Here is a 26,991-nt window from a genome sequence, read left to right on the forward strand (position 1 = left end):
TTAAAGCGTCGTTGGATCGGCGCGGCGCCCAATCCCTCGGTAATGCAGGCCACAGCTCGCCACAAAAGCCGGATCGTAAATGTTACGACCGTCCAAAATAAGCCTTGCGTTGAGGAGACTCGCTAAGCGATGCCAATCGGGGTTCCAGTAGGCCTTCCATTCGGTCACTAACATCAACGCATCCGCATCTTGGCAAGCCAAATAGGGATCTGCGTCGAAAGTCATTAGACCGTCCCGCTGGCCAACGGTAGCGTGCAGCGCATGAGTGGCGGCCGGGTCGTGGAGCTTGACCGTGACGCCCTGTGCCCACAAGGCTTCGAGCAACGTGAGCACCGGCGCGTGGTCGATGCGTGCGGTGCCGGGCTTAAAGGCCGCTCCCCATATCGCCACAGTTTTACCCGCTAGATCGCCTTCGAAGAACCCCCATAGTTTTCTGAACAGAGTCTCTTTCTTCTGCTCATTGATGTCCATGACTTGCTCGAGCAACGCCGAGTAACGTCCGCTAGCGGATTGTACGTCGGCTAGGCGCATCAAATCCCTCGAAAAATTGGGCCCGCCGAAGCCGCAGCCCGGATAGAGGTACTCAAAACCGATACGTGTATCGGCCCCCATTCCCTGGCGAACGTGTTCGACATCGACTCCCAGCGTGTCCGCCAACCCCGCAATCTCATTCATGTAGCTAATGCGTGTCGCGAGCATGCCATTGATGGCCAGCTTGGTCAGTTCCGCTGCCCGACAAGGCATACACTGAAACACTTCGCTACGACGGTTGAAAGCGCGCAGTAGCTCTCGAGTCACCTGTTCGCCCTTGGCGTCATCACAACCCAGCAGCCAGCGCATGGGCCGCGTAAACGATTGCCATGCACGTCCTTCCTCTAATGTATCAGGCAGGGCAACACGACTATGCTGCTGCCCCATGAGAGAGTGCAGCCGTTCCGTCTCGCCTACCGGGAACGTCGAGTTATTGACCAATACTGCCCCACTGTAGGCGTCGAACATGCCGTGCCCGAGAAGCGTGCTGGCCGCTTGTCGCTGGCTAGGAGAGAGCCCTAGCCAAACAACATCGGGCGTCTTACACATCTCCGGGGCGTCGATGACACGTAAGTTACCAGCAGCCATGGCCTGTTCGATATGCCCCATGAGAGAAGGCTCGCGCCGCAGCCAATCTGCATTGACCAGAGTGGACCACGGAACGCTGTCGTGGAGCAGCCAATCTACACGGTGTCCGACCCAGGCCAGGGCGGCCGCCGCCGTGGCCGCGCTGAGCTCACTTCCATGCAGCAGTACCTTCATCAGCGGCTCTCCTTATCCGATAAGCGCCGGTAAAATAAAGTGTTAGGCCTCATGCTGCGTTCCTTTCCATGCGTTCCACGCCAGGAGTGGTTAGAATAACCATCATACTCAACGTAAGAGTGGATGGCACCTCGCCTAACAATGGCAAAGGGCGCATCGACTACTCACCATTCATCGCTGATAGGGGTTACACCATGCCAGAGACACTTCAGGATAGCACTACTGGGCGCCACCAAGACAACGTCGACGCCGCAGAAGTTGCGAAATTTGAAGCACTTGCCAGTCGCTGGTGGGATCCAAACAGTGAATTCAAACCGCTCCACGATATCAATCCACTGCGACTTGATTTTATCGATGCCAGAGCGGGGCTTGCCGGAAAAAAGGTCTTAGACGTTGGCTGCGGTGGCGGCATTCTGAGTGAAGCGATGGCCCATCGAGGTGCCCATGTGACGGGTATCGACCTGGGCGAAGCACCGCTTGGCGTTGCCCGCTTGCATGCTGAAGAAAGTGGGGTCGAGGTCGATTATCGCCATGTTAGCGTCGAAGGCTTAGCAGCCGAACAGCCTGGTCATTACGATGTGGTGACCTGCATGGAGATGCTGGAGCACGTCCCTGATCCTGCTTCGGTCATTCGTGCCTGTAGCGTACTGGTGCGTCCCGGTGGTTATGTTTTTTTCTCTACGTTGAACAGAACACCAAAATCCTACGCGTTTGCCATTGTAGGCGCAGAGTACGTGCTCAAATTATTGCCCCGCGGCACTCACGATTACTCGAAATTCATCCGCCCTTCTGAGATGGCCCAATGGGCACGCTCGTCAGCGCTAGAAGTACGCGAACAAACAGGGCTGACGTATAACCCCATTACGCGTCATTATCGCTTGGTGCCCCACGATGTGTCGGTTAACTATATGATGTATTGCCGTAAAGTGAGCGAATGATGACGTCAGCTACTCCCCCCATTGCGATTCTATTCGACTTGGACGGCACGCTGGTCGACACCGCACCGGATCTCGCGGCGGCGACGAATGCACTGCGTGCGCATCACGGTTTAGATCCTTTGCCGTTTCACGTCATACGCGCCCAAGTCTCGAATGGCGGCAGCGCATTGGTGACGTTGGCACTCGGACTGGAGGCGGGTAGTGCTGAGCACGATGCGGCCAGGCAGTTCTTGTTGGATGCGTACGAGCAGGCCTTGGCCGTCGATAGCAGACTGTTCGCTCCCCTAGATGAGTGGTTGATTACCTGGGAGGGGGAAGCACGTAAGTGGGGAATCGTCACCAACAAACCACGCCGCTATACCGAACCATTGATCGAGGCGCTGGCGCTTACCCCGGGGGCTTTGTTGTGTGCTGATGACTTGAGGGTCAAAAAACCAGCGCCTGAACCACTTTGGGAAGCAGCAAAGCGATTGGGCATTCCACCCGAGGCGTGTTGGTACGTCGGGGATCATGTGAGAGACATGGAAGCCGCCAAAGCGGCTGGCATGACCGCCGTGGCCGTGGGCTATGGCTATATCAGTGAAGAGGAGGACTATCAGCAGTGGCCCGCCGACCTATGGTTTGCGACCTGCGCCGAGCTGGTGGCCGCTTTGCACGGCCACCGAACGACTTAAAAAGAGAAACGGTCAGGCGCGTGGCGGCTGGGCATCGAATTTCTGGCCGCTGACGCCTTTACTATCGGGCCCCATGAGCCATAGATATGTTGGCATGATCTCTTCAGGCGTGCGCAGCGTGAAGGGATCTTCTCCAGGGTAAGCGGTACGGCGCATTTGTGTCCGCGTTGCCCCAGGGTTCAACGTATTGACCCGCACGTTGGGCTGCTTATCCAGCTCGTCAGCGAGCACTTCCACAAAGCCTTCCGTTGCAAATTTGGAGACCGAATAGGCTCCCCAGTAAGCGCGGCCCTTCCGCCCTACGCTAGACGACGTAAAAACTACCGAAGCATCATCGGATGCTTGCAGCAACGGCAGCAGCGCCTGTGTCATCCAAATGGGACCATTGATATTGACCTGCATCACCTGTTCCCACAGCTCAGGATTATACTGCTCGAAAGGAGTGATACGGCCCAGCAATCCCGCATTATGCAATAGGCCATCCAAACGCCCGAACTCTTTGTCCAGCGTTTCTGCCATGTCATGGAAGTCCTTGAGGGTCGCGCCTTCGAAGTTGAGCGGAAAAATGGCGGGCTGTGGGCCTCCCGCTGCTTCGATTTCATCATAAACGCGTTCAAGCTTGGCAATCGTGCGCCCTAACAGCACCACGGTAGCCCCATGGCGGGCATAGGCTAATGCCGCCGCGCGACCAATCCCATCTCCCGCACCGGTTACCAACACGACGCGATTTTCGAGCAGATTGGGCGCTGGTTGATAGTCGATTTTACAGCTCATGAGGTTTCCTTGAGGCGTTTCTCTTCACACTTGTTAACCTGCGGATTGGCGTAAGAAATCGTTGGCCAACCCTGCGGCACTGCTTTGCGGATAGTCGTCGCGGACCTGCTCTAACAGTTCACGACTGCGTTGAGCTTCCCCTTGACGTGCTTTGACCAAGCCAAGCTTGTAGAGCGCATCGGGCACTTTGGTACTGCCGCTGTACTGCTCGATGACACGGGTAAACGCTTGGTCTGCAGCGTCCAGCTCACCCTCCGCAGCGTAGAGCTCGCCAAGCCAGTAATGACCGTTCGCGGTCAAGCTGCTATCGGGGTGGTTGGACACGAAGGCCTCGAACGCCGCAATAGCGTCCCCAAATTGGCGGGCTTGTACATGGGCAAAGGCAGCTTGATAGTCGGCCTGGGCATCTTCGGAAACGTTTCGCGAGGAAGGTGCCTGTACGACCTGCTCTGCAGCCTCGGGCTCGACCTCAGGAGTGGCCTGCTCGATTTGACTTGGCGCGCTGCTCATCAAGCGATCTTCGATATCCAGGTATTGCTGCTGCGACTGGTTTCGCAATTGCTCCAATTGATGCCGCAGCTCTTCGATTTGGCCCCGTAGCTGCTGGATTTCCTGCTGATGTTCCTGCACTTGATTGAACAGCACCAGATTGCCCCCCGATGCTTCTTGCCGCTGCGTTTGCTGATAAAAGCCGCTGGAAGAACCAGAAGAGAGATCTTGCACGAGGGGCTGTTGTGCCAATGCTGTACCGGACAAAAATGATAAGGGCAATACGGAAAGCGGGAGCGCCAGGGCTCCCGCACCGCACAGCCTCTCAACATAGCGCTTGAGACTGTGATTCATATTAGCTCCGAGCGATGCGATTGGCGTGCCTGCACACGCCAATACGATCAGTAGTTAAAGACGACGCGACGGTTCTGCGAGTAAGCACTTTCGTTTTGGCCGCTCGCTGCCGGACGCTCTTCACCGTAGCTAACTACGCTCATTTGTGACGGAGAAACGCCCTGAATGTTCAGGAAGCGCTGCACGGCGCCGGCACGACGCTCGCCTAGTGCCATGTTGTATTCACGAGTACCACGTTCGTCGGTGTGGCCGTGCAAAACCACACGGGCATTCGGGTTGGCACGCAGGTAGCGCGCATGCGCCATCACGACGGATTCATACTCGCTCTTGATCGTGTCACGATCGTAATCGAAGTAGATCGTACGCACTTCAGGAATGCGCGAATCGGCCTGCTGGCCAGCGCCTGAACCCGATGTTGAACCATACTGACCACCTGTGCCCACACCCGACGTGTTAGCACCCATACTGCTGCCATCCTGGCTTCCGTACGAGTCACCGTCCTGGGTTCCGCCGGTGCTGGAACAGCCAGCGATCACTACGATAGATAACGCGACTGCCAATGAGCGAGCCAACGGCTTAAGTTGCATAATCAGACTCCTTGCCTGAAAACAGAGATTAGTGCTGTTCATCTATTAATTTAAGAAAGGCGACCACGCAGGGTCACGTACATCACCTTGTGCTGCGGGCAACCTAAATGACGAGCGGCCATCGGCTGAAACGGCACTTAGTACTCCGCTATTACCCTGTTGGGTAGCGAAGATTACCATGGTCCCGTTCGGTGCAACACTAGGAGATTCATCTCTTGTGGATTCGCTCAACACCACCAAGCGACCGCCATCAAGATTTTGCTTGGCCACTTGGAAACCGCGGCTCGAACGGTGAATCATAAAGATCTCTTCACCGTCAGGTGAAAAGCGTGCACGGGCGTTATAGTTACCCGTGAAGGTCAATCGGTTGGTCTCTCCACTACCCAGCGAGGTCTGATAGATTTGTGGGCCGCCGCTGCGATCGGAGGTAAAAATCAGGCTACGCCCATCCGGAGACCAAGCGGGTTCGGTGTCGATACTATTGCTTTGAGTGATACGCTCCAAAGAACGATTGGCCACGTCCAGCACGTAAATTTCTGGCTGACCGTCTTTAGAAAGTGACATGGCGATACGGCGACCATCGGGAGACCACGTCGGTGCGCCATTGATGCCGTCGAACGAGGTGGCTTGAACGCGCTGGCCTGTATTGACATCCTGGATGTAAATAGATGGCTTGCCAGTCTCGAACGAGACGTAAGCAAGTTTGCGGCCATCCGGGGACCATGCCGGTGACATAATCGGCTGATCGGATGTCAATACTTGCTGACTGCGGCGGCCATCGGCATCGGCAACGTACAGGCCAAACTGCATGTTGTCGCCCAGCCCCTGAGCCGTCACATAGGCAATGCGCGTCGAAAATGCACCGCGAATATCCGTAATGGCTTCGAAGATTTGATCGCTGATGTAGTGCGCTGCGCCGCGAAGATCGTTACTGCTCGCCGTGACGGTTTCACTGATCATGGGGCGCTGGCCACTAATGTCGACCAAATCGAACTGTAACTCATACCCCCCACCTGTTTGCTGGGCACGCCCCACGACGAGGTAGCGAACGTCCAGCGACCTCCAGGTGCCAAACTCGACGTCCGACGCTTGGCTGGGACGGTCAAACATGGCGCTACGCTCGAGCGGTGCGAAAAAACCGCTACGCTCGAGGTCGTCTTGCACGATTTGAGCAACGTCCTCGGGTAATCCTTCGTTGCCTGCAAAGGGAACGACGCCAATGGGCAGCGCTTGATCACTGCCGCGGGTAATTTCAATGGTTAGATTGGCACTTGCTACGCTGCTGATCAGTAGCAGTACGCAAAAGAGCCACACTTTGCTTAACGTTTGCATCAGCGAACATCCCCCGGGGTAAATCGCAGATTAAATTGACGTAAAGAACGCTGCTGCTCCGCTGGCAAGTCACGTAACTCGCTGAACGGGGCAGCATGCTCGACCGCTTGCATGGCCGAACGATCAAATGCACTGTCGCCGCTGGAGGCGGCCACAGAAGTCGCTAACAGCTCACCCGATGGGCCAAGCCGTACTTGTATCGTAGCACTCATCGAATCACTCGCAGCGGGCGGAATCAGCCACGCCTGCTCAACGGCACGGCGCACGATGTTGATGAAGCTATTGGCTGCTTGCTGTGCTTGCTGAGCATTGGCAGCCGCCTCTGCTTCTCCAGCGAGCTGGCGCTGCATAGCGGCTTCTGCCGCCTCTGCGGCGCGACGCTCTTCGGCTTCCCGTTGGCGCTGGGCTTCTGCCTCACGCGCGCGCTGCTCCTCTGCTTCTCGTTGGCGACGAGCTTCCTCTTCGCGCTGACGCTCCGCCTCTGCCTCCCGAGCACGTTGCGCTTCGGCTTCTTCACGTGCGCGCTGCTCTTCGGCTTCGCGCTGACGTCTAGCCTCCTCTTCGCGAGCACGCTGCTCTTCCGCCTCGCGCTGACGTTGAGCTTCTTCCTCGCGTTGGCGCTGTTCCTCGGCCTCACGCTGACGCTGAGCCTCCGCTTCCGCTCGTGCACGCTCTGCTTCCACCTCTCGCTGACGCTGGGCTTCTGCTTCTTCGCGAGCACGCTGCGCTTCGGCTTCGCGAGCCTGAGCTTCGGCTGCCTGCTGTTCGGCCAACCGTTCAGCCTCTTCAGCACGACGCTGCGCCTCGGCTTCGGCCTCTGCTTGCGCTTGTTCGAGGGCGCGGGCTTGTTCAGCCGCTTCGGCCTCCGCTTGTCGCTGGGCTTCGGCGGCGGCCTGCTCCTCTGCAGAGGGCTCTTCGCTGGGCGGTTCTGGATCGGGCGTTTCAGGCTCAGTGGCACTGTTCATAGCCGCCTGCTGCTCGATGACTTGCTGAGCCTGATCGGTAAACGTTTCCGTGCTCACGAACGTCGCTTGTACGATCGAAGAGGAGTCAGGCTCGGCCGTCATACTGGGTAGCTTTATCAAGCTAAACACGATGACGAGCAGGTGCACGGCAATGGCCAAAATCGTCGGACACGTATAGCCAACGTCTTGAGGGTCACGCGGTGGTTTCACAGCCATGTGCGACTCGCCCTTAACCATCTTGCGGCGGCTCGGAAAGCAGCCCCACGTTGGCGACACCCGAGCGCTGCAGCGTGCTCATCAGAAGAACGATCTGGCCATAGGGTACATTGCGGTCACCCCTCACCATGACCGGTGTTCCCGGGCGGCGTTGCAGAATGGCCACGACCCTTTCCGACATCTCGTCGAGCGTCACGGCCGTCGAGTCCTCACCCAACGTAATGAAGTAGCCGCCCTCTCGATCGACTGAGATGATGATCGGGTCATTATCTTCCTGAGTCTCAATAGGCTCGGAGGTGACCTGTGGAAGGTCGACCTGAACACCCTGCGTCAGCATAGGAGCGGTAATCATAAAGATGACCAACAGCACGAGCATGACGTCGATGAAGGGGACGACATTGATTTCCCCCATCGGCTTGCTTTTGCCACTACGATTGAACGGACCTTGCATGGCAGACTCCCTTAACCAGCGCTAGGTTTGCCGTCACGCCCTTGCAGATTACGATGCAAAATGGCGTGAAACTCCTCAGCAAAGTCTTCGTATTTGCCCAGTAGGCGGGACGCATTGTTGGAGAGACGGTTATAAAAAATAACGGCGGGTATTGCGGCGAAGAGCCCCATGGCGGTGGCAATCAGCGCCTCTGCAATCCAGGGGGCCACCGTGGCGAGCGTGGCTTGTTGCGTCATGGAGAGCGACTGGAACGACCCCATGATGCCCCACACCGTGCCAAATAGGCCGATATAGGGACTGGCAGAGGCGACCGTTGCCAAGAACACGAGATGCTGAGTCAGACGATCCTCTTCCCGCGACCAGGCAACACGCATGCTGCGTTGAACGCCTTCGAGTACGGTGTCAGCACTGCGAGTCTTGGGCATCAAGCGATTGAACTCACGAAAACCAGCTTGAAAAATATGCTCTGCGCCGTGCCGAGGATCGTCCGCAGGAATCTCACGGTAGAGTTCGTTCAAGTCAACGCCAGACCAAAACGACTCTTCGAACTGGTTGTACTCCTGCTTGGCTCGTCGTAGCGCGATACTGCGCTGAAAAATCACCACCCACGAGAGAATTGACCCCACCACGAGCAGCAACATGACCAGCTGTACGACCGTGCTGGCGCTCATTATCAAGTGGGGAATGGACATGGCGTTATCGTTCACAGTTGCCCTCTTCAATCAATTAGTGTCGTTATCGACGGGATACGGTGTTAAGTGATGATGGCCACGCTTTAGGGCGCAGTGTTGCTGCGTGCAAGCAGGCTATCTCGACTGTGGCAGAGCACAAGAGTTCCTTTTCACGAAAAACCTGCTGCGCGAACGTCATTCGGCAGCGTCCCTGCTCCGCGATGCTGGCCGTCACCGTGAGCGCCTCATCTAACCGGGCCGGTTTGGCATAGTGACAGGCCATGCGGTATACCACTAGCTGCGTACCTTCGTCTAGCAGCGTTTGCTGGTCGAGGCCTAAATCTCTCAACCACTCACTGCGTGCACGCTCCATAAACTTCAAGTAGTTAACGTAGTAGACAATTCCCCCCGCGTCAGTATCTTCCATATAAACCCGCACGGGGATGCTAAATGTTTCGCTCATGGTCGACGCTCTCCCTCGGCATTGATCGAATGCTCGTGGGGCACGCGGTCGAAGTGCAACCAAGCTTGGCGGGTAACCACGCGTCCCCTGGGGGTACGCATCATTAGGCCTTGCTGAATCAAATACGGCTCGATGACGTCTTCGATGGTATCGCGCTCTTCGCCAATGGCGGCAGACAGTGAATCGACCCCGACCGGACCGCCATCGAACTTGTCGATCATGGCCAGCAGCAGGCGTCGGTCCATATGATCCAACCCGTGATGATCGACGTTTAGCATATTGAGTGCCGCATCGGCGAGCGTCACGTCCACCACGCCGTCGCCCTTGATGTCGGCGTAGTCGCGTACCCTGCGCAGCAACCGATTGGCAATACGAGGCGTTCCACGAGAGCGGCGGGCGACTTCGATGGCCCCTTCACGGCTGGTTTCCACGCCAAGCAAGCGGGCGGAGCGCGCGACGATTTCGGTCAGCTCTTCGAGGTTATAAAATTCGAGGCGTTGCACGATGCCAAAACGGTCGCGTAGCGGAGACGTGAGCAGTCCTGCTCGTGTCGTGGCACCTACCAGTGTGAACTTTGGCAGATCCAGCTTGATGGATCGCGCTGCGGGGCCTTCACCGATCATGATATCGAGTTGAAAATCCTCCATCGCCGGATACAGAACTTCCTCTACCACGGGAGAGAGGCGGTGGATTTCATCGATGAACAGCACATCGCCAGGCTCGAGATTAGTGAGCATGGCGGCAAGGTCGCCGGCGCGCTCGAGCACCGGACCAGACGTCGATTTCAACCCGACGCCCATTTCAGTGGCAATGATGTTTGCGAGCGTCGTTTTGCCCAACCCTGGCGGGCCGAAGACTAGGGTGTGGTCCAGACTCTCCTCGCGCAGCCTTGCCGCCCCAATGAAAATCTCCAACTGCTCGCGCACCCGTGGCTGGCCAATATAATCCTTAAGGTGCTTGGGACGAATCGCATGGTCGATGCGCACTTCGCCTTGCTCGGGCTCGGCGGCAATTAATCGGTCGTGTTCTAACATAGTGACTCTTCTGGAGTGCTTACCAAGGCGTACTCATGATACCCGTACAGCTCAACCAGACATTCGCTTGGTCAATGCGGCTTTGATGAGGGCTTCGGTGCTCTGGTTCGGATCAACATCGGCGAGCATTTTGGCCGCCTCGGTCAACTTATAACCCAGGCTGACGAGAGCGGCTTCTGCGTCTGCCAAATGGTCTCTAGGCGCGGCTCGTCCACTGGTAGCTTCTAAAGCGAGGGGAGCATGACTGCCCTGCTCCCAATCCGGAAAGCGGTCGCGCATTTCGATGATTAAACGCTCCGCCGTTTTTTTGCCCACTCCTGGCAGCTTCGTCAGTGCTTTGCTGTCGTCGTCTCGCACGCAGCGCATAAAAGCGTCTTCATCCATACCGGATAGAATCGCCAAGGCGAGCTTGGGGCCGACGCCGTTGACTTTGATTAGCGCACGAAATAATGCCCGTTCATGCTCGCGTCCAAAGCCATAAAGCAAATGGGCATCGTCACGTATTGTCAGATGGGTATATAGCATCACCTGCTCGCCAGGGGCTGGCAGCGCCACGAAGGTGTTCATTGAGGCTTCGAGCTCGTAACCTACCCCGTGAACGTCAACCACCATCCACGGCGGCTGTTTTTCCAGCAATAAGCCCGTCAAACGTCCAATCATCCTTTGCCTCACAGCCATTCGAAGTAGCGGTCACTATAAAGCTACTCTGTACAGATGACCAGTAACCCTAAAGCCGCCAACGACCGGTAGCGCGGCGTTTACTGCGAGATGGCGTCGCCATGACGAGCGCACTCCCTGCATAGGCGTGCGTCAAGGCAATCGCCAGCGCGTCGGCAGCATCCGCTTGGGGGGTGGCCGATAGGCCAAGCAGCGTAGTGACCATGTGCTGAACTTGGCTTTTATCGGCTCCCCCTTGCCCGGTTACCGCCTGTTTGATCTGCCGCGCTGCGTACTCGGCAATGCTTAATCCATGGTTCGCTAGGCAGACCAGCGCCGCTCCACGGGCTTGACCGAGTTTCAGCGCGGAGTCTGCATTTTTGGCCATAAACACCCGCTCGACGGCGACGGCATCGGGGCGATGATGCCCTATCACCTCGCCAATCCCTGCATAAATCTGAGCCAGGCGCTGCTCTAGCGCTCCCTCAGCCGTTCGAATGCAGCCGCTGGCTACATAGCGTGGCTTCATCCCTACTAGGTCAATCACTCCATACCCGGTGATCCTGGAACCTGGATCGATCCCCAGAATTCTAATCGTCGTAGGGGGCTGTCTTTCGTCCATGGACACTTCTCTTCGCCCTCTTCCTTTAGTACTACCTGAAACAAAAACACCGACGCTGGCGCGTCGGTGTTTGACTCGTCAATGCGATAAGGCGATCTTATTCGCCCGCAGCATCCGCCTTTACTTTTTGGCGCAAGCGAATGTTGAGCTCTTTGAGCTGGTCAGCGCTGACCTCACCCGGGGCGTCGGTCATCAAACAAGCCGCACTTTGCGTTTTCGGGAAGGCAATGACTTCACGAATGGTTTTTGCGCCCGCCATGAGCATGACCAGACGATCCAAACCAAAGGCAAGGCCGCCGTGGGGCGGTGCGCCGTACTGCAGCGCATCCAGCAAGAAGCCGAACTTCTCTTGCGCTTCTTCTTGCCCAATACCCAAAATCTCGAACACGGTGCTCTGCATGGTTTGGTCATGGATACGGATAGAGCCACCGCCAAGTTCCGTACCATTAAGCACCATGTCGTAAGCGCGGGAGAGCGCTTTGGCAGGGTCGGCCTTCAGCGCTTCCGGCGAGCAAGACGGTGCCGTAAACGGGTGATGAAGCGGGCTTAAGCGGCCATGGTCGTCGGCTTCGAACATAGGGAAGTCAACGACCCAGAGCGGAGCCCACGCCTGGGTGTAGAGGTCAAGATCGGCCCCGAGCTTGACGCGCAGCGCCCCAATGGCTTCATTGACGATACGCGCTTTGTCGGCACCGAAGAAGATGATGTCGCCATCCTCGGCTCCCACACGGTCCAGCAGCTCCTCGACGACGTTCTCCATGAACTTGACGATCGGCGACTGCAGACCATCCAGGCCTTTTGAACGCTCGTTGACCTTGATCCACGCCAGGCCTTTCGCACCATAAATACCCACGAACTTGGTGTAGTCGTCGATCTCTTTACGGGAAAGTTTGGCACCACCCGGCACTTTGAGCGCCGCTACACGACCGTCGTCTGCGCTGGCCGGGCCGGAAAAGACTTTGAAATCGACCTGCTTCATGAGGTCATCGACATCCGTCAGCTCCAGCGGAATACGCAGGTCGGGCTTGTCGGAACCAAAGCGGTCCATGGCTTCTTGCCAGGTCATGCGCGGGAACTCGGGAAGTTCGACGCTCAACACTTCCTGGAACAACTGACGAATCATGGCTTCGGTAATGCCCATGATGTCGTTCTCTTCCACGAAAGAGGCTTCGATATCGATCTGCGTAAACTCCGGCTGACGGTCAGCGCGCAGGTCCTCGTCACGGAAACACTTGGCAATTTGGTAGTAGCGATCGAAACCCGCCACCATCAGCAGCTGCTTGAACAGCTGGGGAGACTGCGGTAGCGCAAAGAAGCTGCCTGCATGGGTGCGGCTAGGTACCAGATAGTCTCGCGCGCCTTCAGGTGTTGCACGAGTCAGTACCGGCGTTTCGATATCGAGAAAGCCCTGGTTTTCCAAGTAGGCACGAACGCTATGTGAAATACGCGAACGAAGACGCAGTTTCTCGATCATATCGGGCCGACGTAAATCGATATAGCGATGCTTCAAACGCACTTCTTCACCGACTTTGCCATGCTCGTCGAGCTGGAAAGGCGGCGTTGCGGCGGTATTGAGCACCTCGACGTCTTTTGCCAGCACTTCGATCATGCCGGTGGGCATGTTGGGGTTCTGAGTGCCTTCGGGGCGCAGCCGAACGCGGCCAGTGATGCGCAGAACGTATTCACTGCGAGCACGATCGGCATTAGCAAACGCCTCGGCGGTATCGGGGTCGACGACGAACTGGGCGATACCGTCACGGTCGCGCATGTCGAGAAAAATAACCCCACCGTGGTCACGACGGCGGTGAACCCAACCGCAAACGGTGACCGTTTGATCCACCAATGTTTCGTTAAGCTGGCCGCAATAATGGCTGCGCATGTCACATCCTGTTCTGTTTCGTGGCAATTAAGTTGTCTTGGGCCATGGCCCTGACAGCCGCGGCTATGCCGCGGCGCCTTTGTTTGTTGACGTGCTGCTGGCATCGCTTTTCGCGCTACCGGAAGCTTGTCCTTCAGCAGCAAGATTCTTTTTGCTGCCTGTCTTGAAATCAGTTTCGTACCAACCGCCACCCGCTAAGCGGAACCCGGCTGCAGAGACCAAGCGCTCCAGATCATCTTGCTGACATGCAGGGCAGCTTTTTAACGGATCTGCGCTAATTTTCTGAAGTTTTTCCATGCGATGGCCGCAGGCCTTGCACTCGTACTCATAGATGGGCATGTTGATGGCTCCTGAAAAAGCTCAACTCCAACAGGTTTCGTCTTGTCGGTATCGCGGTTCACCCGACGTTACCAGGCTGACAATATGTGGCCTGCCAGGATAAATTCCAAGACTGCGGTCGATAGAGCGGTCATTATACCCTTTTGTGCCCCCTGCCGAGCAAGGCCAAGCGGCTTTCGGCAATGAATGGAGAACATGCAATGCCCAACGCGGTCATACTGGATGCCCAAAGCCTTGGCCCAGACATCGATTTGACGGCGATTCGTAACGCTGTCACGCACTTAGAGATCCATCAGCAGAGCACCACGACGCAAGCTCGTGAACGCTTGGTCGAAGCAGAGATCGCGATCGTCAACAAGGTCAAACTCGACGCCGACACGCTCGCTCAGCTACCTTCGTTGCGACTCATTTGTGTGCTGGCCACTGGGCTGAACAACATCGATCTGGAGGCCGCTAAAGCGCATAACATCGCCGTCAAGAACGTCTCGGCCTATGGCACAGCCAGTGTCTCGCAACATACCCTCATGCTCATGCTGTCATTGGCCAATCGCCTCCCCCGCTATCAAGCGGACATTGCCGATGGAAAATGGCAGGACAGTGACTTTTTCTGCTTGCAGGAACATCCCACACTGCAGTTGTCTGGCAAGCAACTGGTCATGGTCGGCCAAGGGGAACTGGGGTCTGAAGTGGCACGTTTAGCCGAAGCCTTTGGTATGCAGGTCACGTTTGCCGCCCGACCCGGCAATGAGCACAACGATCAGCGGCCGTCCTTGGACGAACTGCTGCCCACCGCCGACGTCATCAGCCTACACTGTCCGCTGAACGAGGCTACGAAACACCTTCTCAACAAGGAGCGTCTTGCCAAGGCCAAGCCGTCACTCTTGATCGTCAACTGTGCCCGTGGCGGCATCATCGACGAAGTGGCGGCGCTCGAGGCCCTTCGTAACGGGAACATTGGTGGGTTAGCGGTCGATGTGCTGCCTACCGAGCCGCCCAAAAACGGGCATCCGCTCCTCGATGCTCTGGCAAAAGCAGAACCGCTCAATTTGATCGTAACGCCTCACAACGCTTGGATAACGCCTGAAGCACGGCAAAACATCGTTGGCCTCACTGCCGACAATATCCGCGCTTGGCAAACCGAGGCTCACTAACTTTTTCACCCAGTGCCAGTAGCACGTATCTAGTAGGTCGAGAAGTGGTCAGGGGCGTGTTGGTTCTCGAGTGTCTCCAACGTGACATGAGTGACCTGCGCCCCTTGTGGACCTTGCCATAGCCATTGACCAAGCTCTGAGACGGCCGCAACCTGGCCACACATGAGCACTTCCACACGACCATCAGGCAAGTTTTTCGCATAGCCGGTGACGCCTCTCAAGAGTGCTTGCTCTTGAGTAGCACGGCGATACCAGACGCCCTGCACTTTTCCCGTTACGAATGCACGTACACAGCATTGAGCCATCGTCCACTCCTTGACATCAAAGCAGTTCTCGCTTGACCAGTACGGCGCTATTGCGTGGCACTAGCGGACGTCCACGGCGTAACAGCAGCGAGCGCGTAAAAGCAGCACCAAACAGCAAAATAAGCGAGCTATAGTACACCCACAAAAGAATCATGACGACGGACCCCGCCGCTCCATAGGTCGACGCCGTCGCGGTATAAGCCAAGTAGATCGCAATCACGCTGCGCCCAATGGTGAAAAGCACGGCAGTGACGACAGCGCCAATCAATACATCCTGCCAGCGTAACACGACATCCGGCAGTACTTTAAAGATAGTGGCAAAGAGTAAAGCGACCATGGCCAGTGAAATCAAAGATTCTGCGGTCGTCGTCAGTAGACTTGCGAAAGGGAGAAGATCATTAGCAGCGTGAAGCATCCCTCTGAGCATGACACCGAGCACAAGCGAGACGAGCAGAATAAAGCCAATCGAAAGTACGACGGTCAGCGAGAGCAGTCGGTTTTTGATGAAAATAAATGCACTGTTACTGGTCGGTTTAGCGGTCACTCCCCAAATGGTATTGAGCGAGAACTGCATCTGGGCAAAGACGGTCGTGGCACCGACGAGTAACGCAATAAAGCCAAGTAAGGTCGGCAGGATACCCGACTCTTCAATGCGCGATTGCGCCACGGCTTGCTCGATCGCCAAGGCCGCATCCACTCCTAAAGTGCCTTGTAATTGGGCGACAATTTGGCCCTGGGCGGCCTCTTCTCCTAACACCACACCAATCACGGTAACGGCAATGATAACCGTCGGTGCGAGCGAAAACAGCGTATAAAATGCCAATGATCCGGCATAACTGAACGCATTGCGCTCGAGCCATAACGACGTTGCATCCTGAACCACGTTCCACCAAAACGTGAGTGTCTTTTTAATCATAGTGTTTCCCTTCAACGCAGTGTATAGCGTTCTTTTGCAACGCCGGTCTGACAACGAATGAATAAGCATACCTAATCAAAGCGTTGAGCGCAGTCATGATTGCATTGCAGGGATGTAGGGTGGCGATCATAATGGCACCGCTCTATTCTTCATTTTCCGCAATCAGGAAATGCGATGAACTCAGATGCAGCCCGATCTGCCACATCTTACGACTTTGATTGCTTAGTGTTCATAGGTCGATTTCAGCCACCCCACTTGGGGCATCTGGCCATTATTCGAGAAGCGCTCAAAAAAGCGCGCCAAGTGATCGTCATGGTGGGCTCATCCTGGCAAGCACGGTCGTTACGCAATCCCTGGCATTTCAATGAGCGCCAATCGATGCTTCGCTCAGGATTTGACGATGCGGACAATCAGCGGCTTGAAATCACTCCCCTGTTGGATGCGCTTTATAACGATGATGTGTGGGTGAGAGACGTACAGCGCAAGGTGCGCGATCTGGCTACCCCCGCCAATGCACGCTTACCGCGCATTGGGCTCATTGGTGCGAGTCGCGGCCAATCAAGCTACTATCTCTCGCTTTTCCCCCAGTGGGAGTCCGTCAGTGTCCCGTTGGTCGAAGGTATTTCAGCTAGTCACATTCGTGAGCGGCTGTTTCGTTCCCCTGGCTCTACCGATGACTACTTGAGTACCGGTGCTTACCATGACTTGCCACCCGGCGTCGTAGAGAGCGTCAGAGATTTTTGCAAAGGAAATGCTTACCATCGGCTGCTGGAAGAGCAGCAGCTTCTAGACCAATATCGTCACGCCTGGTCCCAGGCACCCTATCCGCCTATTTTCGTCACGGTGAACGCTGTTGTCGTTCAGTCGGGTCATGTGCTGTTAGTCAAGCGTACGGCGGCGCCGGGCAAAGGATTGTTCGCCCTCCCCGGTGGTTTCATCAACCCCCATGAGCGTTTGCTAGATGCTTGCTTGCGTGAACTTCGCGAACGGCTCCGGCTGAAAGTACCAGAGCCCGTTTTGAAAGGCTCGCTAAAGGGTCAGCGGCTGTTCGATGAGCCACACCGCAGCTGGCGAGGTCGCACGTTGGCCGAGGCGTTTTACTTTGCTTTGCGGCCCGACCAGCAGTTGCCCCGCCTTAAACCCGTCAAGGGCGGCGATCACGCACGCTGGGTGGCGCTTGCCGACCTGGAGCCCGAAAGCCTCTTTGAAGACCATTTTTTCATTATCCAAAACTTCCTCGGCCTGCCCGCAGATTTTGGCTCTCTTTAGAGCTACACGTTTAGGCCTGCAAGAAATCACGCGGCAGTTTCATCATCTGCCGCCACAGCCGCTCTACCCCCGGCTTGTGCACTAGCGAACAGCGATAGAGACGTATTTCTAGCGGTATATCCCAACTCTCATCCCCAGCTCTCACGAGCTTGCCGGTTTTTAACTCGTCGCGTATACAAAAATCAGGTATCCAAGCAACACCAACGCCTTGTAATACCATGCCCTTCAAACCTTCGGCCATCGCCGTCTCATAAACGGTTCGAAGTTTCATTCGTAATGGGTCATTTTTCAGCAGCATGCGCACGCTGCGACCTAGAAAGGCCCCTTGGGTATAAGCCAAATAAGGAATCGAGCTATCACGCTGCAGCGAAAATAGCGGCTTACCCTGCGTATCAGGTAGTGAGACGGGCAACATCTTGACCTTACCGATGGAGAACGATGGAAAGACCTCCGCATCTAACTGCATCGTCGCGAAAGGGTCGTAGTAGGCCAGCATCAGATCGCAGTTACCCTCGCGAAGCACATGAATGGCTTCACCGACATTCATGGCGACCAAGCGCGTCGGCAACTCCCCCAGCCCTTTTTGCAGTCTTGAGATCCAGGGGGGGTAGAAACTCAGCGCGAGCGAATGCGCCGCGACGATGTCCAGCGCTTCGTTGGCAATCGACAAGCCGCGTAAATGACTCAACGATTCATTAAGCTGTTCGACTAAATTGCGTGCAGTCACCAAAAAGAGTTGCCCTTCCGAGGTCAACCCAATGGGGGTGGTGGATCGATCCACCAGGGTGACGCCAACGGCCTGCTCCAAGGCCCTGATACGCCGACTGAACGCGGGCTGGGTGACATGGCGCTGTCGGGCAGAGGCTGAAAAACTCCGAGTGTTTGCAAGGGCGACAAAGTCTTCCAGCCATTTTGTTTCTAGGTTCACCCATGTCTCCTATTGTTTGTTCGTTGAGAGTTTCGTCCGTTGGTGACGCTGAGACTCTATTGCACGGGGGCCATTAAATAAGCAGCGCGAGAAACGACCTTTTTCCACATAGGTCGCTGGCTCACTTCATCGAGCGTTACACGGCGACACCTTGCAAAATCGGCTTCTAACATGGTGGCCACATCGGCAGCAAAATCAGCACTTGGCACGAATGCCGTAATCTCAAAATTTAGCCGAAACGAACGATTATCTAAGTTTACTGTACCGACTGTTGCTGAAGAGTCATCGATGAGCATGATCTTCTGATGCAAGAACCCAGGTTGATAACGGTATATTTTTACGCCTGCTCTTAACATGTCAGGCAAAAACGAAAAGGCGGAAAGAAACACCAGTAAATGATCTGGCCGTTCTGGAATCATCACGCGTACATCAACACCACGCATGGCGGCTAGCCGTAGCGAGTCTTGTACGCCTTGATCGGGTACGAAATAGGGACTTGTAACCCAAAAGCGGTGATTGGCACTATGAATCAGCTGCTGTACGAGTAACCCTGCGGTATCCTGCTTGTCGGCTGGGCCAGAAGGCACGATGACTACTTGCTGATCTTGCTGTGGGTGGCACTCTGCATGCCAGTTCAAGGTAAGGACGTCTCCTGTTGCCCAGTGCCAATCTTCCCAAAAGGCTTCTTGTAACCCCAACACGCAAGGGCCTTGCACGTTTAAATGGGTATCTCGCCAAGGGCCATGTTTGGCGCTCTTACCTAGATACTCGTTCCCCACATTGAAGCCGCCAATCCACCCTTGCTTACCATCTACTACAGCAATCTTGCGATGGTTTCGGAAATTGAGCTGGAAACGGTGTTTGAGTCCGCGTGACGAACGGAATGGCGATACTTCGACGCCGTTTTCTCTCAACTCGTTAAAGTAGCTGTCGTTGAGTTTACGGCTGCCAATTTCGTCATACAGAAAATAGACGCGCACTCCTCGCTTGGCCGCCGCGCTCAATTGTCGGTGGAGCTGTCGACCCAACTCGTCGTCACGGACGATGAAGAACTGGATGAGCAGGTAGTCCTGCGCTTGTTCGATACCTTGGAACAAACTCTCGAACGTTGCTTTGCCATCGATCAAAAGCTTGGTGCTATTGCCCTTCGTCAACGGCATCATGGCCAACTGCTCGACGGCCTGTATGTCGGTATTGTTAGAGTGTGCAACGTGAGGTTTTACGTTATGCCTATAACGTACGAGCACCCGGCGCAGTACCGAATCGCGAGCGCCTCTTGCGGTCACATAACCATAAAAACGTGGACGACCAAATAGCCAGTAGGCAGGGACTGCGGCGTAGGGAAACGTCAGTAATGAAATGATCCACGCGACTGCACCTTGTGACGTGCGACTCGACATCAGAGCCATCACGGCCGAGATCATACCCAGCACGTGAATCAACATAATCCCTGTCCCTAGCAACCAAGAGGTCATGGGCTATTCCTCAACATCCGTTAGGTCTCACGACGTCGCTCCATACACAGGAGCCCCGCTAAAACGGGGCTCCTGTCGTGATACAACGTCTATTGCATCAGCCTATCACGCTTTTTCAGCAATGATCTCTTTCCATTTGGCCGGACCGGTCTGGTGCACCGATGTGCCTTGGCTATCCACCGCAACGGTAACGGGCATGTCTTCCACTTCGAATTCGTAGATGGCTTCCATCCCTAGGTCCTCGAACCCTACGACCCGTGATTTCTTGATGGCCTGCGCCACTAAGTAGGCAGAGCCACCCACCGCCATGAGATAAACGGCTTGGTTATCACGAATTGCCTCGATGGCAGCTTGACCACGCTCGGCCTTACCCACCATGCCCAATAGCCCCGTCTCCTCCAACATCGTACGGGTAAATTTGTCCATTCGCGTCGCCGTCGTAGGGCCAGCCGGGCCGACTACCTCGTCACCCACCGGATCGACCGGCCCAACGTAGTAGATGAAACGACCTTTCATATCGACAGGCAGCGGCTCGCCTTTGGCGATCATATCGACCATGCGCTTGTGAGCCGCATCACGGCCCGTGAGCAGTTTACCGTTCAATAACAGCGTGTCGCCAGGCTGCCAGGTTTTCACTTCCTCGGGGGTGACGGTATCCAGATTGACACGCTTCACGTTGTCGCCCGCTTCACGGGTAATTTCCGGCCAGTCTTCGAGCTTCGGCGCCGGTAAGGCCACAGGGCCGGAACCGTCCAGCGTGAAATGGGCGTGGCGGGTAGCGGCACAGTTGGGAATGATCGCCACTGGCTTGTTCGCCGCGTGGGTGGGGTAATCTTTGACTTTGATATCCAGCACGGTGGTCAAGCCCCCCAGCCCCTGCGCGCCGATACCACTCTTGTTCACCTTGTCGAATAGCTCGAGACGCAGCTCTTCGGCACGGTTGCTGGCACCGCGAGCCTGTAGTTCTTGGATATCGATAGGGTCGAGCAGCGCTTCTTTGGCAATCTCCATCGCTTTTTCAGCGGTGCCACCAATCCCAATACCCAGCATACCCGGTGGGCACCAGCCCGCCCCCATTTTGGGAAGCTGCTCCATTACCCAATCGACTACGCTGTCGGAAGGGTTAAGCATGGCGAATTTCGATTTTGCTTCGCTACCGCCTCCCTTCGCGGCCACATGGATGTCGACTTTATCGCCCGGCACGATTTTATGGTGGATGATGGCGGGCGTGTTGTCTTTGGTGTTCTGACGCTTGCCGTCCGGATCGGCCAGAACCGAGGCTCGCAATACGTTATCCGGCAACTGGTATGCACGACGCACGCCTTCGTTGACCATGTCGTCAAGGCTCATCTCGGCGTCCCATGTGACGTTCATGCCCACATGTACGAAGACCGTCACGATGCCGGTGTCTTGGCAAATCGGGCGGTGACCCGTAGCGCACATGCGGGAATTGATCAAAATCTGTGCGATGGCATCTTTGGCTGCCGGGTTCTCTTCCCGCTCGTAGGCCGCCGCCATGGCGTCAATGAAATCTTTGGGATGGTAGTAAGAGATGTACTGCAGAGCATCGGCAACGCTTTGGATCACGTCGTCCTGGCGAATCACGGTCATGGATTAACAGCTCCTCGGTTAACGTCTAGGCTGCAGCCTTGGCGGCCGTCTAAGTGTGCGGGAAGTATACCGTATTGAGGCCCAAGGCGGCAGCCAATCCAGTGGGCTACGCGCTTTGTTCACTTAGCTCTTTGGTAGGATTATGAATCATCAAAATTGAGATAACGGTATAAAATTTACGGGGAAGGAGGTGGCTGACACCGAGGGCACCAATAGAGTCGCCGTGACCCTATTGTCGTACGTTCAATCACATAACCACAGCGGTGGCACGATAATCCGGCACGCTCGAACACGCTGAACCGCCATTGGCGGCGAGACTCACCAGAGGCAACGGCTTGTTCGATCCACGCGTCCTGATTGGTGACACCTGCTGTTCGGTAAGCCGTGCGGGTAATATCGATGATGCGCGACGACAACACCGCTAGCTGCTCACTCGTGAGGTCACAAGGACGCTGCTTGGGATGCAACTGGGAAAAAAACAGAATCTCAGAACGTAAGTAGTTACCCAGGCCGGCGACCAGCCCCTGGTCGAGCAGTAGTGCTCCCAAACTTCTGCGCCTAAACGCCGGTAACAAAAGACGTTGCTCTACGTCGGCAGCACTGACTTGCTGGCTCAGCAAGTCAGGTCCTAAACGGGATAAAAACGGATGATGCGCCAGCCTGTCCTCTTCCCAAAGCGAAACGTCAGAAGCACTGTATAAACTAGCAGCACGCCCTTCCGCCACCAAACGAACTCGTAAGGAGCGCGACGTATTGGGTGGCTTGTCGTCAGCATGCAGTTTCCATACGCCATAAAGCTGGTTGTGCGAGTAAAGCACACGACGGTCGGCAAACCGAATCAGCATGGCTTTTCCCCACGAGTCCACTGCCGACACCCTGACACCGATCAGCGAGCTGGCTTGACTGGCAAGCTCGGGAAAGGCGAACCAGGCATCCTCGAGAATTTTTCCACCAATCTGCTTTTCAATGCGATCCGCCGCTCGGCGGATCTCGGGACCTTCGGGCATCGGTTATCCTAGCGCCAGCTGTTTTTCTTTCATTTGATGCAGCTGGTCGCGGAGCCGGGCAGCCTCTTCGAACTCCAGGTTTTGCGCTGCTTCGAACATGGCATCTTCGATCTTGCTGATGGCGGCCAGAAGCTCCTGCTGGTTCATGGACGCCACATCGTATCCGCCCGATAGCTCGGCCACTTTACGCTCGCTACCCTTACGGCGATTGCCCTTTTTACCCGGCGTTTGGGCCGCTTCGAGGATGTCCGCCACGGAGCGCGTGACCGTCGTGGGCGTAATACCATGCTTTTCATTATGCGCCATCTGTTTGGCACGGCGTCGCTCGGTCTCATCGATCGCTTTACGCATGGAATCGGTGATTCGATCACCGTACAGAATCGCCTTGCCGCTGGCATTGCGTGCGGCACGTCCAATGGTTTGGATCAACGAGCGTTCAGCGCGCAGGAAGCCTTCTTTGTCGGCATCCAAAATGGCGACCAGCGATACTTCAGGAATGTCCAACCCTTCCCGAAGCAGGTTGATACCCACCAGGACATCGAACTTACCCAGCCGCAGGTCTCGGATGATCTCGACACGCTCGACCGTATCGATATCGGAGTGCAGGTAGCGCACCCGGATATCGTGTTCATCGAGGTAATCCGTCAGGTCTTCCGCCATGCGCTTGGTCAGCGTTGTCACCAGCACACGCTCGCCAACGGCGTTACGTAAGCCAATCTCCGACAGCAGGTCGTCCACCTGCGAACTGGCCGGGCGCACTTCGATCTGCGGATCCAACAAGCCCGTTGGTCGCACGACCTGCTCGACGATTTGACCTGCGTGCTCGGCCTCGTAAGGCCCAGGTGTCGCCGACACGAAAATCGTTTGGGGTGAGATCGCCTCCCACTCCTCGAACTTCATCGGCCGGTTATCCAACGCGGACGGTAAGCGAAATCCATACTCCACCAGCGTTTCTTTACGCGAACGGTCGCCTTTGTACATCCCTCCCACTTGAGGCACGCTGACGTGTGACTCGTCGATAAACAGCAGCGCATCATCCGGCAAGTAGTCGAAAAACGTGGGAGGCGGCTCGCCAGGAGCACGGCCTGAGAGGTAGCGCGAGTAGTTTTCAATCCCGTTGCAGTAGCCCAATTCGAGCATCATCTCGATGTCGTAGAGCGTTCGCTGCTCTAGCCGCTGAGCCTCTACCAGACGCTCGTGATGACGCAGCCACTCCAAGCGCTCTTTGAGCTCGGCTTTGATGGCGTCGATAGCTTCAAGAATGGTTTCTCGGGGCGTCACGTAGTGGGACTTCGGGTAGATCGTCATGCGAGGTACTTGACCACGAACATCGCCGGTCAGCGGATCAAACAAACGAATAGAGTCGATTTCGTCGTCGAACAGCTCGACGCGCACCGCCTCTTCGTCCGAGTCCGCTGGAAAAATATCGATGACATCGCCCCGCACGCGGTAGGTACCGCGACGGAAATCCATATCGTTACGGGTGTACTGAAGCTCGGCCAAACGGCGCAAAAACGCACGCTGATCGATCAGTTCACCGCGTGTAAAATGAAGACGCATCTTCAAGTACTGATCGGGATCCCCCAAACCATAGATCGCCGATACGGAAACGACGATCAGCGCATCCCGACGCTCTAACAGGGCTTTGGTGGCGGACAGGCGCATTTGCTCGATATGGTCATTGATCGAAGCGTCTTTCTCGATGAACGTATCTGAAGAAGGCACGTAGGCCTCTGGCTGGTAGTAGTCGTAATACGAAACGAAGTACTCGACGGCGTTATCAGGAAAGAACGACTTGAACTCCCCGTAAAGCTGGGCTGCTAGCGTTTTGTTGGGCGCCATGACGATCGTGGGTCGTTGCAACTGCTGAACCACGTTGGCCATAGTGAAGGTTTTACCCGAACCGGTGACACCAAGCAGCGTCTGATGGGCAAGCCCGGATTCCAAACCGCTAATCAACCCGCGGATGGCCGCAGGCTGATCGCCCGCAGGCTGAAATTTTGACTGCAGACGAAATTCCTTGCTCATCTTTGCTCCTATTGGCGAATGGGCCTACACGGTGTGGGTGGCTATCTCGATCGTCGCCTGGGTCATCAGGCGTTGGATCGGGCAGCGATGGCTTATCTCCTCCAGTTTAGCGCGTTGCTCTGGAACGCTGATGCCATGAAGCTCTAACGTCACGTCCAGCTTGTAGTGACCTTGGCGTTCGCCGCTGTCATCGCGCTGCACTGTGACGGTCACCCCTTCCAACGGCCACTGCTTACGTTTGGCGTACATTTGGACCGTGATCGCCTTGCAGGTTCCCAGCGCAATATCAAAATAGTCATGGGGATCTGGAGCGCTTTCATCTCCTCCTACCACCGTGGGCACGTCCGCAAAGAGGTCATCCATGCCGTTGACCTCGACGCGCTGACGAAAGGCGCTATTTCGTTCACTGATCACCACGATAGGCGGGTGCATTTACGATACCTTGATGCGCAGGTTGAGTTTTTCAATGGCCTTGATGAGAGCGTCTCGTTTCGCGCGCCCCTCCACTTCTGCACCATAGCGCCCCACTTCAGCGCTATCGACGCCATCCAACATCATCAGAGCGGTGGTAATTTTGTTGACTTGTTCTGCGGTGGTAACACCCTGAAAACTCAATGATTGAACTGCCATGGAACGTCCTTTCGAGGAAAAGTGTTTGCCTAGGTTGCGTCGTGGTAACCGGCAACGACCATTACCTATGCAAACCTGATACAGAATGAAGAGTCTAGCATGCCGTCAAGGCCTTGCAATCCAACAAGTCTGCCCACATTTTGATAAAGATAGACGATGCTTACCCACAATGTTCAGGAGCGACCATGACCATGGAGAAGACGCCGCCCTCTAGTGCCGTACGGTTGGATCAATATGCTGCACTGGATATCAAAGGGGCCGATGCGGAGAAATTCTTGCAAGGTCAAACCAGCGCGCAAGTGGGATTGGCAAACGGCTCGTTTGCGCCGCTTACCTGTTTTTGTACCCCAAAGGGCCGCATGTTGGCCAACGGACAGCTGTGTAGGCTCGAGATGAATCATTATCGGCTGATTCTCGACGCCTCTCTGGCGAATGATCTGGCCAAACACCTGAACAAATTTGCCGCTTTTTACAAAGCGGAGTTAACAGTGGCACAAAACATCATTTTCGCAGGCGTCAGTGAGTCAGCCGAAAACTTGGCCTATTGTCTGGGCGTGACGTTGCCAGAGCAGCCCTACACCCACGCCACTAGCACGTCTGGCACGGTGCTACGCCTCCCAGGGTCTCCTCGTTGGCTATTCATGTTCGAAGAAGAGCCTCAAAATCTCTTGACAGACAGCGAGGCATTGCTCAACGCCTGGAAGCTGTCAGATATCCGTAGCGGACTGGCGTGGCTCACAGCCGCTCAGCAGGACCAGTTCCTACCACAAATGCTGAATTGGGAAGCGTTGGGCGGGATTAGTTTCAAGAAAGGGTGCTATACCGGCCAGGAGGTCGTTGCCCGCGCCCATTTCCGCGGCCAAGTCAAGAAGCGCCTCGTGCACGCCCGCGCACACACTGCCTCGCTGCCCGAGCTGGGTGCCACCCTAATGGATGAGAGCGGTAAATCGTTAGGCGAAGTCGTCAGCAGTGCAACCAGCGATGATCAGCACATCGAGCTTCTGGCCGTAATGAATACCAAGGTGATGGAAGACGGCGTGACCGTCTATTGGCAGACAACACCTCTTACCTTGCAGGCGCTTCCCTATCCGATTGAGCGCTTGGACCCTGAGCAGATAGCCGCTCAGCTTGCTCAGAACTGATCGTCTAATGCAAACAGCCGGGCGGCGTTGGCACTGCTCAATGCCGCCACGGTTGCGAAGCGCTGTTTTCTCAACTCTGCCACTACCTTCGCCACCTGCGCCACGTGCGAAGGTTCGTTGCGCTGGCCTTGGTAGCCACTTAACGGCATATCGGGGCTATCGGTTTCCAGCACGAACCCATCATCAGGCAATTTTGCCACTACGCGGCGTAACTTTTGAGCACGCTCATAGGTCACCGCCCCCCCCAATCCCAGCATGTAGCCCATATCCAAAAACTTGGCGGCCTGTTCGTAGGAGCCAGAAAAGGCATGAACGAGCCCTGCCCTTGGCAACGCTTGTTGGCGCAACCGCTGACTGACTTTGTCATTGGCCTTGACGCAGTGAACCACGACCGGTAGACGGCTTCGCTTGGCGATAGAAAGCTGGGCATCGAAGTAGTGCCACTGAGCGTCCAGACTATCGGTAAAACGACCATCGATACCGCACTCACCAATCGCCACCGGCCGGTCCTTAGGCGCCCCCTCGAGCTGCTGGGTGACCAGCGCCTCGAGAGCCGTCAAATCATCTGGGTGATGGTGCTCAATGAAGTAAGGATGAAGCCCGAGACAGATGCGGACATCGTCACGCTCGCCGAGCGCCAGCACATGCGGCCAACGCTGCCGCACCGTCGCAGGCACGATGAAGCGGCAGACGCCCACGGCCTTCGCAGCGGCGATGACGGCATCACGGTCCGTCTCGAACTCCGCAACGTCCAAATGACAGTGGGCGTCTATCAGCATCTATCCCCCTTG

29 protein-coding genes are annotated in these 26,991 nt (G+C 56.0%); 5 read left to right on the forward strand and 24 right to left on the reverse strand.

What is annotated here, in order from left to right; genetic code table 11:
• A complete protein-coding gene (locus tag FRH_RS15410; RefSeq protein ID WP_139527574.1) occupies positions 1 to 1,293 on the reverse strand; it encodes a nucleotide sugar dehydrogenase in 1,293 nt (430 codons plus the stop codon).
• 194 nt (positions 1,294 to 1,487) lie between these two features.
• On the opposite strand from FRH_RS15410, the gene ubiG reads away from it, so the two are divergent.
• On the forward strand, positions 1,488 to 2,231 hold the full coding sequence (gene ubiG / locus FRH_RS15415; RefSeq protein WP_139527572.1) for a bifunctional 2-polyprenyl-6-hydroxyphenol methylase/3-demethylubiquinol 3-O-methyltransferase UbiG: 744 nt from the start codon (positions 1,488 to 1,490) through the stop codon (positions 2,229 to 2,231).
• Complete coding sequence (locus FRH_RS15420) at positions 2,231 to 2,905, forward strand: HAD-IA family hydrolase (protein ID WP_139527755.1); 675 nt, start codon at positions 2,231 to 2,233, stop codon at positions 2,903 to 2,905. The genes ubiG and FRH_RS15420 overlap by 1 nt, the downstream gene beginning before the upstream one ends.
• Before the next feature lie 12 nt (positions 2,906 to 2,917).
• Here FRH_RS15420 and FRH_RS15425 read toward each other — a convergent pair whose 3' ends face one another.
• The 13 genes from FRH_RS15425 to FRH_RS15485 form a co-directional block, all read right to left on the reverse strand.
• Complete coding sequence (locus FRH_RS15425; protein ID WP_139527570.1) at positions 2,918 to 3,679, reverse strand: YciK family oxidoreductase; 762 nt, start codon at positions 3,677 to 3,679, stop codon at positions 2,918 to 2,920.
• Positions 3,680 to 3,712: 33 nt separating this feature from the next.
• Positions 3,713 to 4,522, reverse strand: coding sequence for a tol-pal system protein YbgF (gene ybgF / locus FRH_RS15430; RefSeq protein WP_139527568.1), 810 nt, complete (start codon positions 4,520 to 4,522; stop codon positions 3,713 to 3,715).
• 47 nt (positions 4,523 to 4,569) lie between these two features.
• Positions 4,570 to 5,109, reverse strand: a complete 540-nt coding sequence (gene pal / locus FRH_RS15435) for a peptidoglycan-associated lipoprotein Pal (protein WP_139527566.1) — start codon at positions 5,107 to 5,109, stop codon at positions 4,570 to 4,572.
• 45 nt (positions 5,110 to 5,154) lie between these two features.
• The gene (gene tolB / locus FRH_RS15440; RefSeq protein WP_219863750.1) at positions 5,155 to 6,441 is read right to left on the reverse strand and encodes a Tol-Pal system beta propeller repeat protein TolB; all 1,287 of its coding nucleotides are present in this window, start codon (positions 6,439 to 6,441) and stop codon (positions 5,155 to 5,157) included.
• Positions 6,441 to 7,622 carry a cell envelope integrity protein TolA gene (gene tolA / locus FRH_RS15445; RefSeq protein WP_281997218.1) on the reverse strand — a complete coding sequence of 394 codons (1,182 nt, stop codon included), beginning with the start codon at positions 7,620 to 7,622 and terminating at the stop codon, positions 6,441 to 6,443. The genes tolB and tolA overlap by 1 nt, the downstream gene beginning before the upstream one ends.
• Before the next feature lie 13 nt (positions 7,623 to 7,635).
• Positions 7,636 to 8,073, reverse strand: coding sequence for a protein TolR (gene tolR, locus FRH_RS15450; RefSeq protein ID WP_139527561.1), 438 nt, complete (start codon positions 8,071 to 8,073; stop codon positions 7,636 to 7,638).
• Positions 8,074 to 8,084: 11 nt separating this feature from the next.
• Entirely contained in the window at positions 8,085 to 8,780 is a 696-nt protein-coding gene (gene tolQ / locus FRH_RS15455) for a protein TolQ (protein ID WP_139527559.1), read from the reverse strand.
• A 28-nt stretch (positions 8,781 to 8,808) separates the two neighbouring features.
• Positions 8,809 to 9,207 (reverse strand): tol-pal system-associated acyl-CoA thioesterase, encoded by a 399-nt coding sequence (ybgC, locus tag FRH_RS15460; protein WP_139527557.1) that lies wholly within the window; start codon positions 9,205 to 9,207, stop codon positions 8,809 to 8,811.
• Positions 9,204 to 10,241 (reverse strand): Holliday junction branch migration DNA helicase RuvB, encoded by a 1,038-nt coding sequence (ruvB, locus tag FRH_RS15465; protein ID WP_139527555.1) that lies wholly within the window; start codon positions 10,239 to 10,241, stop codon positions 9,204 to 9,206. Before ruvB ends, ybgC begins: the two co-directional genes overlap by 4 nt.
• Positions 10,242 to 10,292: 51 nt before the next feature.
• Entirely contained in the window at positions 10,293 to 10,901 is a 609-nt protein-coding gene (gene ruvA / locus FRH_RS15470) for a Holliday junction branch migration protein RuvA (protein ID WP_139527553.1), read from the reverse strand.
• A gap of 67 nt (positions 10,902 to 10,968) precedes the next feature.
• Positions 10,969 to 11,520, reverse strand: coding sequence for a crossover junction endodeoxyribonuclease RuvC (ruvC, locus tag FRH_RS15475; RefSeq protein ID WP_281997219.1), 552 nt, complete (start codon positions 11,518 to 11,520; stop codon positions 10,969 to 10,971).
• A 97-nt stretch (positions 11,521 to 11,617) separates the two neighbouring features.
• A complete protein-coding gene (aspS, locus tag FRH_RS15480; RefSeq protein WP_219863761.1) occupies positions 11,618 to 13,399 on the reverse strand; it encodes an aspartate--tRNA ligase in 1,782 nt (593 codons plus the stop codon).
• 63 nt (positions 13,400 to 13,462) lie between these two features.
• Positions 13,463 to 13,738 carry a zinc ribbon domain-containing protein gene (locus FRH_RS15485; RefSeq protein ID WP_139527544.1) on the reverse strand — a complete coding sequence of 92 codons (276 nt, stop codon included), beginning with the start codon at positions 13,736 to 13,738 and terminating at the stop codon, positions 13,463 to 13,465.
• Between the two features lie 200 nt (positions 13,739 to 13,938).
• Between FRH_RS15485 and FRH_RS15490 the strand changes: the two genes are divergently transcribed.
• Entirely contained in the window at positions 13,939 to 14,889 is a 951-nt protein-coding gene (locus tag FRH_RS15490; RefSeq protein WP_281997220.1) for a D-2-hydroxyacid dehydrogenase, read from the forward strand.
• A gap of 29 nt (positions 14,890 to 14,918) precedes the next feature.
• On the opposite strand, the gene FRH_RS15495 is transcribed toward FRH_RS15490, so the two are convergent.
• Together FRH_RS15495 and FRH_RS15500 are read right to left on the reverse strand one after the other, a co-directional pair.
• Entirely contained in the window at positions 14,919 to 15,194 is a 276-nt protein-coding gene (locus FRH_RS15495; protein ID WP_219863766.1) for an acylphosphatase, read from the reverse strand.
• Positions 15,195 to 15,210: 16 nt separating this feature from the next.
• Complete coding sequence (locus FRH_RS15500; RefSeq protein WP_219863769.1) at positions 15,211 to 16,110, reverse strand: YihY/virulence factor BrkB family protein; 900 nt, start codon at positions 16,108 to 16,110, stop codon at positions 15,211 to 15,213.
• Positions 16,111 to 16,284: 174 nt separating this feature from the next.
• Between FRH_RS15500 and FRH_RS15505 the strand changes: the two genes are divergently transcribed.
• Positions 16,285 to 17,379 carry a bifunctional nicotinamide-nucleotide adenylyltransferase/Nudix hydroxylase gene (locus tag FRH_RS15505; protein WP_139527536.1) on the forward strand — a complete coding sequence of 365 codons (1,095 nt, stop codon included), beginning with the start codon at positions 16,285 to 16,287 and terminating at the stop codon, positions 17,377 to 17,379.
• Positions 17,380 to 17,389: 10 nt separating this feature from the next.
• Here the strand turns inward: FRH_RS15505 and FRH_RS15510 are convergent, their stop codons facing one another.
• The 7 genes from FRH_RS15510 to FRH_RS15540 form a co-directional block, all read right to left on the reverse strand.
• Complete coding sequence (locus FRH_RS15510; protein WP_139527535.1) at positions 17,390 to 18,307, reverse strand: LysR substrate-binding domain-containing protein; 918 nt, start codon at positions 18,305 to 18,307, stop codon at positions 17,390 to 17,392.
• A gap of 56 nt (positions 18,308 to 18,363) precedes the next feature.
• Positions 18,364 to 19,782 carry a cardiolipin synthase gene (cls, locus tag FRH_RS15515; protein ID WP_281997221.1) on the reverse strand — a complete coding sequence of 473 codons (1,419 nt, stop codon included), beginning with the start codon at positions 19,780 to 19,782 and terminating at the stop codon, positions 18,364 to 18,366.
• 105 nt (positions 19,783 to 19,887) lie between these two features.
• Positions 19,888 to 21,393 (reverse strand): fumarate hydratase, encoded by a 1,506-nt coding sequence (locus tag FRH_RS15520; RefSeq protein ID WP_139527531.1) that lies wholly within the window; start codon positions 21,391 to 21,393, stop codon positions 19,888 to 19,890.
• A gap of 176 nt (positions 21,394 to 21,569) precedes the next feature.
• Positions 21,570 to 22,400: an endonuclease VIII gene (gene nei / locus FRH_RS15525; protein ID WP_139527529.1), complete on the reverse strand. Its 831-nt coding sequence runs from the start codon at positions 22,398 to 22,400 to the stop codon at positions 21,570 to 21,572.
• Positions 22,401 to 22,403: 3 nt separating this feature from the next.
• Positions 22,404 to 24,428 (reverse strand): excinuclease ABC subunit UvrB, encoded by a 2,025-nt coding sequence (gene uvrB, locus FRH_RS15530; RefSeq protein ID WP_281997223.1) that lies wholly within the window; start codon positions 24,426 to 24,428, stop codon positions 22,404 to 22,406.
• 24 nt (positions 24,429 to 24,452) lie between these two features.
• Positions 24,453 to 24,860, reverse strand: a complete 408-nt coding sequence (locus tag FRH_RS15535; protein WP_239295737.1) for an OsmC family protein — start codon at positions 24,858 to 24,860, stop codon at positions 24,453 to 24,455.
• Entirely contained in the window at positions 24,861 to 25,058 is a 198-nt protein-coding gene (locus FRH_RS15540; protein WP_139527524.1) for a hypothetical protein, read from the reverse strand.
• Positions 25,059 to 25,243: 185 nt separating this feature from the next.
• On the opposite strand from FRH_RS15540, the gene FRH_RS15545 reads away from it, so the two are divergent.
• Positions 25,244 to 26,200 carry a folate-binding protein gene (locus FRH_RS15545; RefSeq protein ID WP_281997224.1) on the forward strand — a complete coding sequence of 319 codons (957 nt, stop codon included), beginning with the start codon at positions 25,244 to 25,246 and terminating at the stop codon, positions 26,198 to 26,200.
• On the opposite strand, the gene FRH_RS15550 is transcribed toward FRH_RS15545, so the two are convergent.
• On the reverse strand, positions 26,191 to 26,979 hold the full coding sequence (locus FRH_RS15550) for a TatD family hydrolase (protein WP_281997225.1): 789 nt from the start codon (positions 26,977 to 26,979) through the stop codon (positions 26,191 to 26,193). The two genes, FRH_RS15545 and FRH_RS15550, sit on opposite strands and share 10 nt — an antisense overlap.
• Positions 26,980 to 26,991 lie beyond the last annotated feature (12 nt).

The sequence above is a fragment of the Halomonas sp. A020 genome (assembly GCF_027943625.1).
In the GTDB taxonomy this organism is placed as follows: Bacteria; Pseudomonadota; Gammaproteobacteria; order Pseudomonadales; family Halomonadaceae; genus Vreelandella; species Vreelandella piezotolerans.